The organism is Heyndrickxia coagulans 36D1 (genome assembly GCF_000169195.2).
Taxonomy (GTDB): domain Bacteria; phylum Bacillota; class Bacilli; order Bacillales; family Bacillaceae_C; genus Weizmannia; species Weizmannia faecalis.
Genome location: NC_016023.1, coordinates 3,209,081 through 3,225,295 on the forward strand (window position 1 = coordinate 3,209,081; position 16,215 = coordinate 3,225,295).

Consider the following 16,215-nt stretch of genomic DNA (forward strand, 5'->3'; position numbering starts at 1 on the left):
GAAAATGTGAAAGAATGCTTTTAAAACGAACGTCTATTCGATATAATAGATAGCGGGGTGAGGAAAGATGTTCAGAAAAAAGAATTTGCAGGAAATATTGGAGCAGTTGCAGATGGACCGTTCTTTCCAGGAACGGATCGTCCATTGGCATACGATTGAAGGGAAGCCGGCTGTAACGGTGCCTTTTCCTGGCAGCATCACACCGGCTGTGCTTTCGGCACTCGAAAAAAGAGGAATTTCGTCATTGTATACCCACCAGGCAGAGGCATATCGGCTTGCCATGGCAGGAAAAGATTTTACGGCCGTTACCCCGACTGCATCAGGCAAAACGCTTTGTTATAATCTGCCTGTGCTCGAGACCATCCTTCAAAACCCAGATGCACGCGCGCTCTATATGTTTCCGACAAAAGCGCTCGCGCAGGACCAGAAAAGTGAAATAAACGAAATCATTGAAGAAGCCGGCGTGCCGGTAAACAGTTATACATATGACGGGGACACGCCTTCAAATATCCGGCAGCGCGTTCGCAAAGCCGGCCATATCGTCATTACCAATCCGGATATGCTGCATTCCGCCATTTTGCCCCACCATACAAAATGGGTGTCGTTTTTTGAAAATCTAAGATTTGTGGTGATCGACGAACTGCATATATACCGCGGTGTGTTCGGCAGCCATGTCGCCAATGTGTTGCGCAGATTAAAGCGGATTTGCCGTTATTACGGGAGCGATCCGGTTTTTATTTGCACGTCCGCGACGATCCAAAACCCGAAAGAGCTGGCGGAAAAGCTAACCGGCAAAAAAATGGAACTGATTGACCAAAACGGCGCGCCAAGTGGAACGAAGCATTTTCTTTTTTACAACCCGCCGCTTGTGAATAAGCCGTTGAACATCCGGAGAAGCGCCACGCTTGAAGTCCGGAAAATTGCAGGGGAACTTTTGAAAAACAAAATCCAGACGATTGTTTTTGCAAGAAGTCGTGTGCGCGTCGAAATCATCTTAAAATACTTGCAGGAACTCGTAAAAGATGAACTCGGGGAAAAGTCGATCATGGGCTACAGGGGAGGATATCTTCCAACGGAGCGGCGGAAAATCGAGCAGGGATTAAGAAATGGGGACATATACGGGATTGTCAGCACGAACGCCCTCGAGCTCGGTGTCGATATCGGCCAGCTCCAGGTCTGTATTATGACCGGCTATCCGGGCACAATTGCGAGCGCCTGGCAGCAGGCCGGGCGCGCAGGAAGAAGGCAGGGGGAATCGCTCGTCATCCTTGTTGCCGGCTCAAGCCCGCTTGACCAGTACATCATCCGTAATCCGGGCTTCTTTTTCAACCGGTCCCCGGAGACAGCGCGCATCAACCCCGATAATCTTGTCATTTTAGTGGACCATGTCAAATGCGCTGCATACGAACTACCGTTTAAAAAAGGGGAAACGTTTGGCAACGTTGAAATCGAGGACGTGCTCGAGTTTTTAGCGGATGAACGGATTCTCCACCGGCGCGGGGATGCCTGGTACTGGATGAATGATGCTTTTCCGGCCCACAATATCAGCCTTCGTTCCGCGTCGCAGGAAAATGTCGTCATTATCGATATGACCCATGCGCCGGATGTGCGCGTGATCGGTGAAATGGACCAGTTCAGCGCGATGACATTGCTCCATGAAGAGGCGATTTATTTGCATCAGGCGGTGCAGTATCAGGTTGAAAAGCTGGACTGGGAAGAGAAAAAGGCATTTGTCCGTGAAGTCGCTGTTGATTATTACACGGATGCCAATCTGGCGGTGGAGCTGAAAGTGCTGGAACAAGACCGAAAGACCGTTTTGCAGGATGCCATCATCGGCTATGGGGATGTGATGGTCCGGGCGATGCCGACGATTTTCAAAAAAATTAAATTTAACACGCATGAAAACATTGGCTCGGGGCCGATCCACCTTCCGGAAATGGAACTGCACACGAATGCCGTTTGGTTTTCCATGGGGGAAGATGCGGTGCCAAAACATTTGCTGGAAGGCGCGCTTACCGGCGCTGCGCACGCACTCCAGTCGATTGCGCCGCTTTTTGCCATGTGTGATGCCCATGATATCCAGGCCGTGCCCCAGGTGAAAGCGATCCATGACGAAAAGCCAACAATCTTTTTGTATGACCGGTATCCGGGCGGCATCGGCCTGAGTGAAAAAATCTATGGCGGGGCTAGGGAAATTTTGGAATCTGCAAGAGCGATGGTTGTAAACTGCCCTTGCGAAGACGGGTGCCCTTCCTGTACGGGCGCAGAAACGGCTGCCGCGGGCGCAAAACAGGCCGCCGTCCGGCTGTTTGATTTCTGGCTCGGGGCGATCAAAGGAGGGGCGCAACATGCCGGGATTAAAAGATAAATTAAACCGGATGAAAAACCATATCGTGAGAGACCAGCCTGAGCCTGCCGAACGGGTGGAAGCATCCCAGACCGATTCTGTTCCTTTCTTTGAAATGTGGGAAAAGGCGGGCGCTTCGCTGTATGATTTGGATGGCGAGTACTGCCTCATCCGTGAAGTCCGCTACCCGCTTGAAACAAAGCACGGCAAATATGCTTTTCGCGACTATTTTGATGCCGTCAAACTGTGGCAGCAAAAGCCGGTCCGGCACCCTTTATCCGCCAAAGGCTACAGCCCGTTTGATTTGTTTTTTTTCGATACCGAAACGACCGGCCTCGGGGGAGGGGCGGGCAACACGATTTTTTTGCTCGGATATGCTTCCTTTACCGAAGAAAATGTCATTTTAAAACAGCATATTCTTCCGGAACCGGGGCTTGAAGTGCCGCTTTACTACAGTTTCCTGGAAAATATCGATTACACTGCGCTCGTTACATATAACGGGAAGGCGTTTGACTGGCCCCAGGTAAAGACGCGCCATACGCTTATCCGCGACCACGTGCCGCGTCTGCCTGAATTTGGCCATTTTGACTTGTACCACGCGGCAAAAAGGCTGTGGAAAGATGAACTTGGGTCCGTGAAATTAGCGAATGTGGAGCGTGAAATTCTGGGAGTGGAACGCGAGGAGGATATTCCGGGATATTTGGCGCCGATGATTTATTTTGATTTCGTTGAGCGCAAAAATCCGGAAGGCCTGCTTGGCGTCATCCGCCATAACGAAGAGGACATTTTATCGCTTATTTCTTTGTATACCCACCTTACGTTTCAAATTCTTGAGACCGACCCAAACCAGACGGCAAAGGAAAAACGGCTTATCGGGAAATGGTTTGAATATATCGGCGAAGATGATGCCGCCGTGAAAAGTTTTGAAGCGGCCGCCGGCGAAAATGATCTGGCTGCCAAACACCGTCTGGCCTTCCAGTATAAAAAACAAAAAGCATACAGGAAAGCCGGAATGCTTTGGGCTGAATTAGCCGAAAATGCGCCGGATACGATCAGAGCCGAAGCGTGCATTGAGCTTTCCAAACTGTATGAACACAAGAAAAAAGACCTTTTGCAAGCCGTCCGCTATGCCGAAAAGGGACTGGAAATTTATCAAAAGTACGGCAAGTTCGGTTCAGGGAAATGGAAAAAATGCTGTTTGGAAACGGAAAAACGCCTTTTACGGTTGTACCGGAAAGCCCAAATCCCGGCGAGATCCTCTTTCAGCAAGGAAATGTCCGGGAAAAGAACCGGTTTTTAACCGCTATTTCCTGGGCAAGCGCATGATTCGACGGGGAATTCGGGATTTTGAAACGCCCCTTGTTGGGATTTGTCGGTTTCTTTTGGATCAGAGAAAAATGCGCGTCCTTTGTCGATTTCCGCCATTTTTATTGCAGTCCGCCAAAAGTCCCGTTAAAATGGTTTTTGATCAAAATGAATTGTTAAAGAGGTCGAAAAACGATGCACCGGGCGACGTGGGAGAGGGAGTTGTGGATTAAAACGGCAAATTGGGTTTTTTCCTTAGTACATGTTCCCTTTCCGAGTCATAGGTTAGTAGTGTAAGAAAAAAGACGTCTGATGATGAAAGGAGATCGGAACATGTTTCACCACCATTGCCCGCCGCGGATCATGCCGGCTGTTGTGCATCCGACAAAATGCTGCGTTACGCACACCGTCCAGGATGTCATCGTGCCGCATGTTTTCCCGACGCATACAACCCATGTGAATCACCATGTATTTCATCAGCAAAACTACTTTCCGCACACGGAATCGTACGTCAATCAAACCGATCCGGGAACGGTCAGCAACTTTTTTGATCCAGTCAAACCGCACGGGCCGAAGTGCTGCTGACAAATGGACGGCAAGGGCAAACCTTGCCGTCCTGCTTTTAGGAATACAAAAAACGAGGAGCGAAATGCATTGGGAAAAGTTGTCGCCATTACAGGTTATAAACCGTATGAACTGGGGATATTCGGGACGGACCACCCGGGTATTCGCTATATCCAAACGGCCATCAGAAGGCGGTTAGTGGAATTGCTCGATGAAGGGTACGAATGGGTCCTCATTTCCGGGCAGCAGGGCACCGAACTTTGGGCCGCTGAAACCGTTTTTGATCTACAAGCGGAATACCCGGAACTTAAACTCGCTGTGTTAATGCCATTTGAAGGGCAGGAAGAAAAGTGGAAAGACGAACAAAAAGCATACTACGAGATGGTGCTTTCCCAGGCCGATTTTGTTGCCGCCATCTCGAAAAGGCCGTACGAAAGCCCGCAGCAGTTCCGCAATAAAAACCGGATTTTCTTACATAAAAGCGACTGCCTGATGATTGTGTATGACGAAGAACGCGAAGGGTCTCCGAAATACTTGTTCGAAGCTGCAAAAAAGTTCAGCGAATCGCATCCGTATGACATCCGCATCATTGACTTTTACGATTTACAGGCAATAATAGAAGAAGAACAGACAGATTTTTAGGCAAGCTGTGGTACAATTGACAAATAAAAAGGTTTTTGAAAAAATGAAATTATGTCTGGGAGATGTAAGGTGGTGCAAACATGTTATCGGATCAAATTAAATTGACGGCGAAAGACATTTTGGAAAAAGAGTTTAAAACGGCTGTCAGAGGCTACCGGCAGGAAGAAGTAGACAAATTTTTGGATCTGATCATAAAAGATTATGAAACGTTTAATCAGACGATTGAGGAGCTCCAGCAGGAAAACCTCCGGCTCAAAAAGCAGGCGGAAGAACTGGCAAAACGGCAGCCTGTACAGCAAATGACCGGGACAACGAATTTCGATATTTTAAAACGGCTGTCCAATCTTGAAAAACATGTTTTCGGCAACAAATTAAATGAATAGCCGGCTAAAAAATGTGTGAAATTTTTCTGTGGAAAAGGGCACGGGGAAGCGGCATAAAAAAACAGACAATCGCTTGCCCGAACCCGGTATGGCAATGCAGGGGGAAGAAATTGACACATCCGTTAAAAATTACAGCTTGCAAGTCCCGGTTTCTTTTTATATAATAGATAAGCGTTGTGAATAACGTTCGGGTAATCGCTGCAGCCTGAAAACGGCTGTTGAGGAAAGTCCATGCTCGCACGGTGCTGAGATGCCCGTAGTGTTTGTGCCTGGCGAATTCATAAGCCAGGGCAGCCTTGATTCAAGGCTGACGGCAGGGAAAACGCCTAAACCTTTAACGGCATGGCGGAGTACCCTTGAAAGTGCCACAGTGACGAAGCTTTACGGGAAACCGTAAAGGTGGAACGAGGTAAACCCCGCAAGTGAGCAACTCAAATCATGGTAGAGGCACTCTTTCTGAGGAAATGAACGAGGAAAGAGACAAGCGTATTGCTTGTAGATAGATGATTACCGCCTTCGTACGAGATGACGCCACATCGTTTGCAGTACAAAGGCACAGAACATGGCTTACAGAACGTTATTCTGGCTGAATCGGAAGAATCGGGCCGGCGCTGCGGTATTTTGATATACAGCAGGCGCCCGGCCTTTTTTATACATAATTTTTTAAAACGTGTTATTTGGTACGGCATGCCATACAATAAGAAATATTAGACGAGAGATGGTGGGAAAATGTCTGACTTTCAATTGATCGCGACAAGCGCAATGGGGATCGAGGCGCTTGTAGCAAAAGAAGTGCGCGCACTCGGCTACGACTGTACGGTGGAAAACGGGAAAATCGAATTTGCCGGGGATGAATCGGCGATTGCCCGTGCCAATCTTTGGCTGAGGTGCGCGGACCGCGTCAAAATCAAAGCCGCTGAATTTAAGGCGGAAACTTTCGATGAACTGTTTGAAGGGACAAAAGCGGTTCCCTGGGAGGATTTTCTGCCGCGCGATGCCGAGTTCCCCGTCACCGGAAAATCGGTCAAGTCAAAGCTATTCAGTGTCCCGGACTGCCAGGGGATCGTCAAAAAAGCAATCGTTGAACGGCTAAAGTCCCGCTATAAAGGAACGAGCTGGTTTGAAGAAAACGGCCCGCTTTTTAAAATAGAAGTGGCGTTATTAAAAGACGTGGCCACGATTACGATCGATACAAGCGGGGCCGGGCTGCATAAACGCGGCTATCGCGCGGCACAAGGGCCGGCACCGATCAAAGAAACGCTTGCCGCTGCACTGATCCGGCTGACAAACTGGCACCCGGACCGGCCGTTTCGCGATCCGTTTTCCGGCTCCGGCACGATTCCGATCGAAGCTGCGCTCATCGGGCAAAATATTGCACCGGGTTTTAACCGCGATTTTTTATGTGAAACATGGCCGTGGATGAGTGAGACCGTCTTTGAAAAAGCGCGCGAAGAAGCGGAAGATCTCGCCCAGTACGACCAGCCGCTTGATATAGCCGGTTCAGATATCGACCCCGGGATGGTTGAAATCGCACAGCAAAACGCCAATGAGGCAGGGCTTGGCGGCATCGTCACGTTTAAACAGATGCAAGTGGCCGATTTTACGGCGCAGGAAGCATACGGCACGATTGTGGGCAATCCGCCGTACGGTGAGAGAATTGGTGAACGGGCGGAAGTGGAAAACATGTACCGGGAGATGGGCCGGGCATTTGCCAAGCTTGACACGTGGTCAGTTTATATTTTGACGTCGGACGAACAGTTTGAACGCGCATACGGCAAAAAAGCGACGAAAAAGAGAAAGCTTTATAACGGGTCGATCAAAACCGATCTGTACCAGTTTTGGGGACCGCGCCTGCCGCGGAAAACAGAAAACTAAGCAAGCCGAATGGTTATCGTTTGTGCGCCGCGTGAAACATGATAAGATGGACGTGCAAGTGATTTGACGGGAGGCATGATGATGGGAACAGAGTCGATTGAAAAACTGGAGCAGGACTTTTTGGCATATGTCAAAAAAATCAAAGCTTATGAAGAAGCGCTCGCCCTCATATACTGGGATTTGCGGACCGGCGCGCCGAAAAAAGGCGTCGGGCAGCGCGCGGAAGTGATCGGCATTTTATCGGGTGAAGTCTTTGACATGCAAACTTCAAAAGAAATGGCCGAATTTTTGGAGAAGCTTTTGCCGCACAAGCAGCAATTGCCGGAACGGACAGCCGGTACATTGGAAGAATGCCGGAAAACATACGAACGCAGCAAAAAAATCCCGCCTGACGAATACCAGGCTTATACGGTGCTCGTCTCGAAAGCGGAAAATGTTTGGGAAGAAGCAAAGGAAAAAGCAGACTTCTCCTTGTTCAAGCCTTATCTCGAACAAATCGTGGCATTCAAAAAGAAATTTGTCCGCTACTGGGGGTATGAAGGCCATCCGTATAATCCCCTGCTCGATCTGTATGAACCGGGCATGACGGTCGATGTGCTCGACCGTGTGTTCAAACAAGTGAAGGATGCGATTGTGCCGCTTGTCCAGAAAATCAGTATGTCGGAAGAAAAACCGGATACGGCATTTCTTTTTCACCCGTTCCCGAAAGAAAAGCAAAAAGCGTTTACGCTTGAAATTCTAAAGCAAATGGGCTTTGACTTTGAGGCGGGACGGCTGGATGAAACGGTGCATCCGTTTGCAACCGGCATCAACCAGGGGGATGTGCGGATTACGACACGTTATAATGAAAACGACTGGCGCGTCGATGTGTTCGGTGTCATGCATGAAGGCGGGCACGCTTTGTATGAGCAGCATATTTCAAAAGATCTGTCGGGTACGCCGCTTGCAGAAGGCGCGTCAATGGGGATACACGAATCACAATCCCTGTTTTTTGAAAACATCATCGGCCGTTCTTTTCCGTTCTGGAAGAAAAATTATCCGCTTTTGAAACAGTTTGCATCCGGGCAGTTTGATGACGTGCCGCTTGAAGCATTTTACCGTGCAGTGAACGAGGCGAAACCATCCCTGATCCGGATTGAAGCCGATATGCTGACGTATCCGCTTCATATTATGGTGCGGTATGAAATTGAAAAAGCGCTCCTCAATGATGAAATCGAAATCGGGGACCTCCCGGAAATCTGGAATGCGAAATATGAGGACTATCTTGGCATCCGGCCGGCACATGACGGGGAAGGCGTCCTCCAGGATGTGCATTGGGCCGGCGGGGATTTCGGCTATTTTCCGTCTTATGCGCTCGGCCTGATGTACGCCGCCCAGTTCAAACATGCGATGTTAAAATCGCTTCCAGATTTTGACAAGCTTGTGGAATCGGGCAATCTGGAGCCGGTCCGAGAATGGCTCACGGCGCATGTTCACCGGTTCGGCAAATTGAAAAAACCTGCCGATATTTTGCGCGATGCCACTGGTGAAGCGCTCAACCCGAAATACTTGATTGATTACTTAACCGAAAAATATACCGATGTATACCGGATCAAAGATTAAGATAGAACTTTCGGCTAACAAACAGTGCGGCAGCCGCCGGTTTCAGAAAGAAAACCGGAAACCTGCGTATGCTGCAGATCCGGTGTGCGTAGCCTAACACAGGCAATTGTAACGATGGAAAAAACGGTGGATATTCCGGTTTTTCTATCCATGTTGCCCGCCGACTTTTCTGTAAAATTTTCGGCGGATGTTGCCTGCATTTTGCCAAACGCGAACAAAAAGAAAGACGGAAAATCCGCCGTTCGGAAATTTCGTCTTTACATGCCGGAAAGATACCCTTATACTTTTATTATAAAAACTGAACGCATTCACTCATATAATCGCGGGAATATGGCCCGCAAGTTTCTACCAGGCTGCCGTAAACGGCCTGACTATGGGTGGGCAATGGGAACGTTGTGGATGTTCCTTTTCCTTTTTGCACATGAAAAAGCTCAAAGGCGTTGCTTACTCCATTTTTTGTGGGTGCAGCGGCCTTTGGGCTTTTTTTCTGAAGGCCGCATGTTTCAATCAAGATCAATGCAGCGAAGGCAAAGAGGAGGAAAAACATTGAAAGCTTTACAAGAAAAAATTAGAAAAGATGGCATCGTGCTTTCGGACGAGGTGCTGAAAGTGGACGCTTTTTTAAATCATCAGGTCGATCCTGTCCTTATGAAACAGATCGGGGAAACATTTGCCGGGCTGTTTAAGCAGGATGGTGTAACCAAAATTTTGACGCTCGAATCTTCTGGTATTTCGCCCGCATTAATGACAGCACTTGAATTAAACGTTCCGATGGTTTTTGCCCGGAAAAGAAAACCGTTCACGCAGGACGCGGACGTATATGAAGCTTCCGTTCATTCATTTACAAAACAAACAAACCATATCATTTCCGTTTCGCGCGCTTTTTTAAATCAAGCTGACCGGGTGCTTATCGTCGATGATTTTCTCGCAAACGGCCAGGCAGCAGAAGGGCTGATCGATATAATAGACCAGGCGGGGGCTGAACTTTGCGGCATCGGCATTGTGATTGAAAAAGCATTCCAGCCGGGCGGAAAAAGGCTGCGCGACCGGGGCATCCGCGTGGAGTCGCTCGCATCCATCCGGTCGCTTGAAAACGGTACGGTCACATTTCAAGAGGAGGCGCATGCCAAATGAAACCGGAAAAAACGAAAATGACCGTACTGGCGATCCAGCACGTTTTGGCGATGTATGCGGGTGCTGTCATTGTGCCGATTATTACCGGCAGTTCCCTGGGGATGAACAGCAGGCAGCTGACGTATCTTGTTTCCGTTGATATTTTCATGTCAGGCCTTGCGACACTGCTGCAAATCTGGAAAAACCGGTTTTTCGGCATCGGGCTTCCGATTGTGCTCGGCTGCACCTTTACCGCTGTTGGGCCGATGATCGCAATCGGCAAGCAGTACGGCGTTTCAGCTGTGTACGGCGCCATTCTCGTATCAGGGCTGTTTGTCATTTTGATCAGCAAATTTTTCAGCAAGCTGGCCCGCTTTTTCCCGCCAGTTGTAACTGGGTCGGTTGTCACGATTATCGGCGTGACGCTTATTCCGGTTGCCATGAAAGATATGGCGGGCGGAGACGGAAGCAAAGATTTCGGCTCCCTGACCAATATTGCTCTTTCATTCGGCACTTTGCTCATTATTGTCCTTTTGCAGCGGTTTGCAAAAGGGTTTATCCGTTCGATCTCGATTTTAATCGGGCTGGCAATCGGCACCGTCGCGGCTGCATTGTTCGGAAAGGTCAGCTTTGCCCCGGTTGCGGAAGCCTCATGGGTGCATATCGTGCAGCCGTTTTATTTCGGCATGCCGACTTTTGAGTGGAGCGCTTGTATCACGATGATCCTTGTGGCGCTCGTCAGTCTTGTGGAGTCTTCCGGTGTTTACTTCGCTTTAAGCGGGATCACCAAACAGCCGCTCCATGAAGATGACCTTGCGAGGGGTTATCGGGCTGAAGGTCTTGCCGTCATGCTTGGCGGATTATTTAATGCTTTCCCGTACACCGCTTTTTCTCAAAACGTCGGCCTCATCCAGCTTTCGGGCGTGAAATCGAAAAACGTGATGGTACTTGTCGGCTCCTTTTTGCTCCTTTTTGGGCTGATTCCGAAATTAGGCGCCCTAACGACGATTATTCCATCTTCCGTACTCGGCGGGGCGATGATTGCGATGTTCGGGATGGTCATTGCGTCAGGCATCAAAATGCTAAGCAAAGTCGATTTCGCCAATAACGAAAACTTGTTTATCATTGCCTGTTCAATCGGGATTGGCCTTGGCGTCACGGTGGTACCGGATATTTTCAAAGGTTTGCCATCGAATATCCAGCTCCTTACGCAAAGTGGGATTGTCGCAGGCAGTGTGACGGCGATTGTGCTGAATCTTTTTTTCCATATCCTTCCGAATAAACAAGCGGCAAAAGCAAAGGTGAAAAAAGTCGGGACACAGGCATCCTGACAGCATGAAAAAAGCTGAACCGGAATCCGGTTCAGCTTTTTTCGGGTTAATTTAAATCGCCGGTATTGATGACCGGCTGTGCGGCCCGGTCGGATACAATCGAAACCATCAGATTGTTGATCATCACCATTTTCCGCTCTTCGTCCAGTTCAAAGCCGTCTTTTTCCAGTTGCGCAATCGCCATCTGGGCATGCCGACTGCCCCTTCCACGATTTTTTTCCGGGCGGCAAGAATGGCGGAAGCTTGCTGGCGCTGCAGCATGACGCTGGCAATTTCTGTAGAGTAGGCAAGGTGCGTGAGGCGCGCTTCCATAATTTCCACGCCGGCAACGTCAAGGCGCGGCTGGAGTTCCTCTTTTAAATGTTTGGAGACTTCCTCCCCGTTTCCGCGCAGTGAAATTCCTTCTTCCTCCGCGCTGTCATAAGGGTATTTTGTGGCAACATGGCGGAGCGCCGTTTCGCTTTGAATCTCAACAAATTCCTCGTAGTCCTCCACATTAAACACGGCTTTTGCAGCATCCACTACACGGAACACGATGACTGCCGCAATTTCAATCGGATTTCCGTCCACGTCATTCACTTTTAATTTGGCGCTGTTAAAATTCCTTACCCGCAACGAAACGCGCCGCCTTACACTGAGCGGGATCGTTACGTAAAAGCCGCTTTCCCGGATCGCGCCTACATAGCGGCCGAAAAAAGTGACAACCAGCGCCTGATTCGGTTGGATGACACAAATTCCCGAGACAAGCAGGACGCTTATGGCAAGCAGGACAATACCGGCAAAAAAATTGACGGCAAAAAGGAAAAACAAACCTAGAAGCGCGAAAACGACAATCGCTAAAATCCCGAGAAAACCGTTTATGTGCCAGGCTTTCTTTTCGGACATCTTATCCCCACCTCTTTTAATTTCTCTTCACTTCATCATAACATGCCGGCATATTGCCGTCACGCTGAGGCGGGGAAAATCCCGTACTATTTTAACAAAACAAAAAGCCGCCGAAGTGTGGCGGCTACTGCCGGTTTGACTGCCATTCCTGAAAGGAGCCCGTTCCGTTGCATCCGGAACAGTCAAACGGATAAGCGTATTCGTATGCGGCCGGCATGATAAAACCGCGCCCGCCGCAATCCGGACATTTGTTTTGTTCCTGCATCGTGGATATGTATTTTTCACGTCTTGCGGACTGCCAGGCAGAAAGGGAACGAAATAATCCCATCTGCGGTCACCTCCTGATACAGCCATATTATAGGTTTTTTTCCGGAAAATTATCCGCGGCCCGCGGCATTCGCCCAGGCAAGGGAAAAAATGAGTCTAATATAGTATGAATACGATGAAAAATTCGTTAAAATAGAGCTATCAACACACAATGGGGAGTAAAGTGATGGCCAAACTACAGGAAAAAAGCAAAAACACAACACGGATTTTAAGCTTAATTGAACATTTCCGGCAAAACGGGGATGAACAAAGGGTGGAAAAAGCGAAAAACCTGCTGAAAAAAGTCCGCCGCGAAGACTTTCATATCGCGTTTTGCGGGCATTTTTCAGCCGGCAAGTCCACCATGATTAACGCGCTTTTAGGCAGCCGTGTTCTTCCGTCAAGCCCGATTCCGACGAGCGCCAATCTTGTCAAAATTGAAAAGGGGACGGAAGACTGTGCCATCGTTTATGAAAAAGGGGAAGCCCCTTTGATTTTTCACGCGCCGTATGATTTTGAAGTTGTCAAAAATTATTGCAAAAAAGGGCATGTCCAGGAAATTGAAATCACTAAGCCCGATTCCGATTTGCCGGCGGGATTGACGGTGATGGATACGCCGGGTGTCGATTCAACCGACGATGCGCACCGGATTGCCACGGAATCGGCTATTTATATGGCGGATCTTGTCTTTTATGTGATGGATTACAACCATGTCCAGTCGGAACTCAATTTTACCTTTACAAAAGAACTGCTCGATCACGGGCTTGAACTTTATTTAATTATTAACCAGATTGACAAGCACCAGAGCGAAGAGCTGCCGTTTTCCGCATTCCGGCGGGGGGTTGAAAATGCATTTGCATCCTGGCATGTCCAGCCGGGCGGCATTTTTTACACCTCTTTAAAAGACCCGGATCATCCCGATAATGAATTTGGCCGGCTGAAAGCGCTCATTGACCACGCCGTTTCCGAAAAATCCGCCCGACTGGAACGGTCTGTTGAAGCATCCTTAAGCGTCTTGGAAAAAGAGCATGACGACTGGCTTGAAGCGCAGTACGCACCGCAAAAAGCAGCATATGAGGAAGTGCTTGCAAAATATTCGGGCACCGGGAAAACGGAAGCGTACGAAGCGGAACAAGAGTGGCTTGAAAAAGAACGGGCGCTTCTTACCCGCATTGAAAATTGGGATGAGGATACGCGGCAAAAGCTTCAAACGCTTCTGGACGGCGCCTATTTAATGCCGTTTGAAACGAGAGAGAAAGCAAAGGCGTATCTTGAAAGCATGCAAAAAGATTTCCATGCCGGCGGTTTTTTTGCAAAGAAGAAAAAAACCGAAGAAGCAAGAAAACAGCGGCTCCATGATTTCTATGCCGCCCTCGAAGCCAATACCGAAGCACAAATCGACTGGCATCTCCGCCCGCTGGCGCAAGAAGCTTTAAAACCGCTGCATCTTGCTGGCGCGCAAATGCTGGAACAACAGGCCGGCATGCTTAAAGCAGATTTCAGCGAAGCAATGCTCGCCGCCCAGGTAAAAGAGGGTGCACGGCTGACAGGCGACTATATCCTCCATTATTGCGAAAATGTCTCGGATGAAATCAAACGAGCCGCCCGTGAGGCTTGGAACGATTGGAAAGCGCTCGTCCTGAAACAGGCTGCCTTGGAAACGGATGAACAGCTTAAAATGGTTCGGAAAAAGGCCGTGCAGGCAAAAGAACTGGCAGAGGCTTACAGGAATCTCGAAAAAATAGAAAGGCAGCTTGCCGAAAAACGGACTGAATTGAAAGCGCCTGCCGCACATCCGGAACAGCTGCTGGCTGAAATAGAGAAAGAATGGGCGGGTGAAAAGGCGCATTACCGGGTGTATCGCGGGGAAAAGGATGCAAAACAGCCTGAAGAAACCGGCAAGGCTTTAGAAAGCCCGGGCCCGACAGAAAAACAAGCCGGCACATTGCCGCCTGAAACCGTGCTTGCCAAAATAGAGCAGGCGATTACGCTGCTTAAGCACCAGCACGGTTTCGGGCGGTATACCGAAACGCTCAGAACCAAAAGCAGGCGCCTGAAAAACCGCCGCTATACCGTTGCGCTGTTCGGCGCGTTCAGCGCGGGAAAATCGTCTTTTGCAAACGCGCTTGCCGGCGAAAAAGTACTGCCGGTTTCACCGAATCCCACCACAGCGGCCATTTGCAGGATCTGCCCGCCTGATGCGGCACATCCGCATAAAACAGCAGCCGTAAAGCTGAAAACGGAGGCGCAGATGCTGGAAGATGTAAACAAGTCGCTCGCTGTTTTCGGGCATAGTTGCCGTTCGTTCGGAGAAGCGCTTGAAAAAATTGAAACTTTACAAGCAAAAGAAACGGGCAAAGCAAACGAAAAAGTCCATTTATCTTTTTTGCGTGCCTTTGCGAAAGGCTTCCCTGATTTTAACGGGCGGGACGGACAGAACTTGAATGTCGGAATGGAAGCGTTCCGCCGGTTTGTTGCCGATGAAACCCAGTCTTGTTTTGTTGAATCCATTGATTTGTTTTATGATTGCCCGTTCACAAGACTTGGCATTACGCTTGTCGATACGCCCGGAGCCGACTCGATCAATGCCCGGCATACCGGCGTAGCATTTGAATATATTAAAGACTCGGATGCGGTTTTCTTCGTCACATACTACAACCATGCCTTCGCGCGCGCAGACAGGGAATTTCTCATCCAGCTCGGGCGGGTAAAAGAAGCATTTGAACTGGATAAGATGTTTTTTATTGTCAATGCGATTGATCTTGCCTCGTCCGGCGAAGAATATAAAGAAGTGATGGACTATGTCAGGGGTCAACTGCTCCATTTCGGCATCCGCAATCCGCGCCTTTATGGTGTATCAAGCCTGCTTGCGCTTTCAGGCAGGCGGGAGGAAGCGAAAATGGCCGAATTTGAAGCGGGCTTCCGCCAATTTCTCGACCATGATTTGCTGAATATGGTGCTTCAGTCTGCACAAAACGAGCTGGAACGCGGCCTTGCCATGGTGGATGCCGTGATCCGCGATGCCAATGAATCGATTGAAACAAAGAAAGCGAAACGGGAACTTCTCCGGAAACGGCGGGAAGAGGCAGAAGCCATTTTGAAAAATACAAAGCCGGCGTTTTTCACGGACAGCTTCATGCAGGAGCAGAAGGAGCTGCTCTATTACGTAAAACAGCGCGTTTTCTACCGCTTCGCCGACTTTTTCAAGGAAGCTTTTAATCCGGCAACGGTGAAGGCAGCGAAAGATTTGCCGGGCGCCCTTCAAGAGCTTGCAGAACTCGTTGGCTATGATTTTGCGCAGGAGATGCGGGCGACAAATGTAAGGCTTGAAGCCCATTGCCGGAAATTATTCACATTGCAAAGCGCGGAATGGAACAGGGAGATGAAACGTTTGCTTCCTGATTTGTCTGTCAGCACGTTTGAAGCGGGCGCACACGCTACGCCTGATTTTCCTGCGGCCTTTTCGGAAACGGATTTGGAACCGTTTGAAAAGGCATTCCGCCATTTTAAAAATGCGCGCACTTTTTTTGAAAAAGGGGGAAAAGCCGGCATGCAGGAAGAACTGCAGGCGATGTTTGAACCGCTTGCGCAGCAGTATCTTGACGTGCAAGGAGAAAAGCTTGCCGGTTCGTTCCGCTCATGGCTGGAGGAAGAGTTTGCGAAAATGCAATCGGAAGCTTTACTCGATATTGCCGAACAGTTCGATGCCCGTCTTGAAGCCCTTGAAGAAAGTGTGAACGTGGCAGAATGGATGGAAATCCGCGAAAAACTCGTTTTGCCTTCCTGAGGATAAAAAATGATGTGAGAAAATATAACATTTTGTTGACAAAAAAACTCACATGGAATATAGTAAAAATATAAA

At 49.1% G+C, this 16,215-nt stretch carries 11 protein-coding genes, 1 other RNA gene, 1 pseudogene and 1 riboswitch; of the genes and pseudogenes, 11 read left to right on the plus strand and 2 right to left on the minus strand.

Annotated elements, in window-relative coordinates; translation table 11 throughout:
- Positions 1-67: 67 nt before the first annotated feature.
- From BCOA_RS32640 to BCOA_RS32680, 10 genes are all read left to right on the plus strand, one after another.
- Positions 68-2,368 carry a DEAD/DEAH box helicase gene (locus BCOA_RS32640; RefSeq protein WP_041818171.1) on the plus strand — a complete coding sequence of 767 codons (2,301 nt, stop codon included), beginning with the start codon at positions 68-70 and terminating at the stop codon, positions 2,366-2,368.
- On the plus strand, positions 2,349-3,647 hold the full coding sequence (locus tag BCOA_RS32645; protein ID WP_014098201.1) for a ribonuclease H-like domain-containing protein: 1,299 nt from the start codon (positions 2,349-2,351) through the stop codon (positions 3,645-3,647). Before BCOA_RS32640 ends, BCOA_RS32645 begins: the two co-directional genes overlap by 20 nt.
- Before the next feature lie 338 nt (positions 3,648-3,985).
- Complete coding sequence (locus BCOA_RS32650) at positions 3,986-4,237, plus strand: CotD family spore coat protein (RefSeq protein WP_014098202.1); 252 nt, start codon at positions 3,986-3,988, stop codon at positions 4,235-4,237.
- A 69-nt stretch (positions 4,238-4,306) separates the two neighbouring features.
- Positions 4,307-4,858, plus strand: a complete 552-nt coding sequence (locus BCOA_RS32655; RefSeq protein WP_014098203.1) for a DUF1273 domain-containing protein — start codon at positions 4,307-4,309, stop codon at positions 4,856-4,858.
- 80 nt (positions 4,859-4,938) lie between these two features.
- Positions 4,939-5,241: a cell division regulator GpsB gene (gpsB, locus tag BCOA_RS32660; protein WP_013859462.1), complete on the plus strand. Its 303-nt coding sequence runs from the start codon at positions 4,939-4,941 to the stop codon at positions 5,239-5,241.
- Between the two features lie 183 nt (positions 5,242-5,424).
- Positions 5,425-5,816, plus strand: an RNA gene (gene rnpB, locus BCOA_RS34890) — RNase P RNA component class B.
- Between the two features lie 154 nt (positions 5,817-5,970).
- Positions 5,971-7,116: a THUMP domain-containing class I SAM-dependent RNA methyltransferase gene (locus tag BCOA_RS32665; protein WP_014098204.1), complete on the plus strand. Its 1,146-nt coding sequence runs from the start codon at positions 5,971-5,973 to the stop codon at positions 7,114-7,116.
- An 81-nt stretch (positions 7,117-7,197) separates the two neighbouring features.
- Positions 7,198-8,718 carry a carboxypeptidase M32 gene (locus tag BCOA_RS32670; protein ID WP_014098205.1) on the plus strand — a complete coding sequence of 507 codons (1,521 nt, stop codon included), beginning with the start codon at positions 7,198-7,200 and terminating at the stop codon, positions 8,716-8,718.
- 292 nt (positions 8,719-9,010) lie between these two features.
- A riboswitch (purine riboswitch) is annotated at positions 9,011-9,112 on the plus strand.
- Positions 9,113-9,264: 152 nt separating this feature from the next.
- Positions 9,265-9,852: a xanthine phosphoribosyltransferase gene (locus tag BCOA_RS32675; protein ID WP_014098206.1), complete on the plus strand. Its 588-nt coding sequence runs from the start codon at positions 9,265-9,267 to the stop codon at positions 9,850-9,852.
- Positions 9,849-11,162 (plus strand): nucleobase:cation symporter-2 family protein, encoded by a 1,314-nt coding sequence (locus BCOA_RS32680; RefSeq protein ID WP_014098207.1) that lies wholly within the window; start codon positions 9,849-9,851, stop codon positions 11,160-11,162. The genes BCOA_RS32675 and BCOA_RS32680 overlap by 4 nt, the downstream gene beginning before the upstream one ends.
- Before the next feature lie 46 nt (positions 11,163-11,208).
- Here the strand turns inward: BCOA_RS32680 and BCOA_RS32685 are convergent.
- Positions 11,209-12,047: pseudogene (locus tag BCOA_RS32685) on the minus strand (SPFH domain-containing protein).
- Positions 12,048-12,171: 124 nt separating this feature from the next.
- A complete protein-coding gene (locus BCOA_RS32690; RefSeq protein WP_014098209.1) occupies positions 12,172-12,375 on the minus strand; it encodes a hypothetical protein in 204 nt (67 codons plus the stop codon).
- Between the two features lie 165 nt (positions 12,376-12,540).
- Between BCOA_RS32690 and BCOA_RS32695 the strand changes: the two genes are divergently transcribed.
- Positions 12,541-16,140, plus strand: coding sequence for a dynamin family protein (locus BCOA_RS32695; protein ID WP_014098210.1), 3,600 nt, complete (start codon positions 12,541-12,543; stop codon positions 16,138-16,140).
- Positions 16,141-16,215 lie beyond the last annotated feature (75 nt).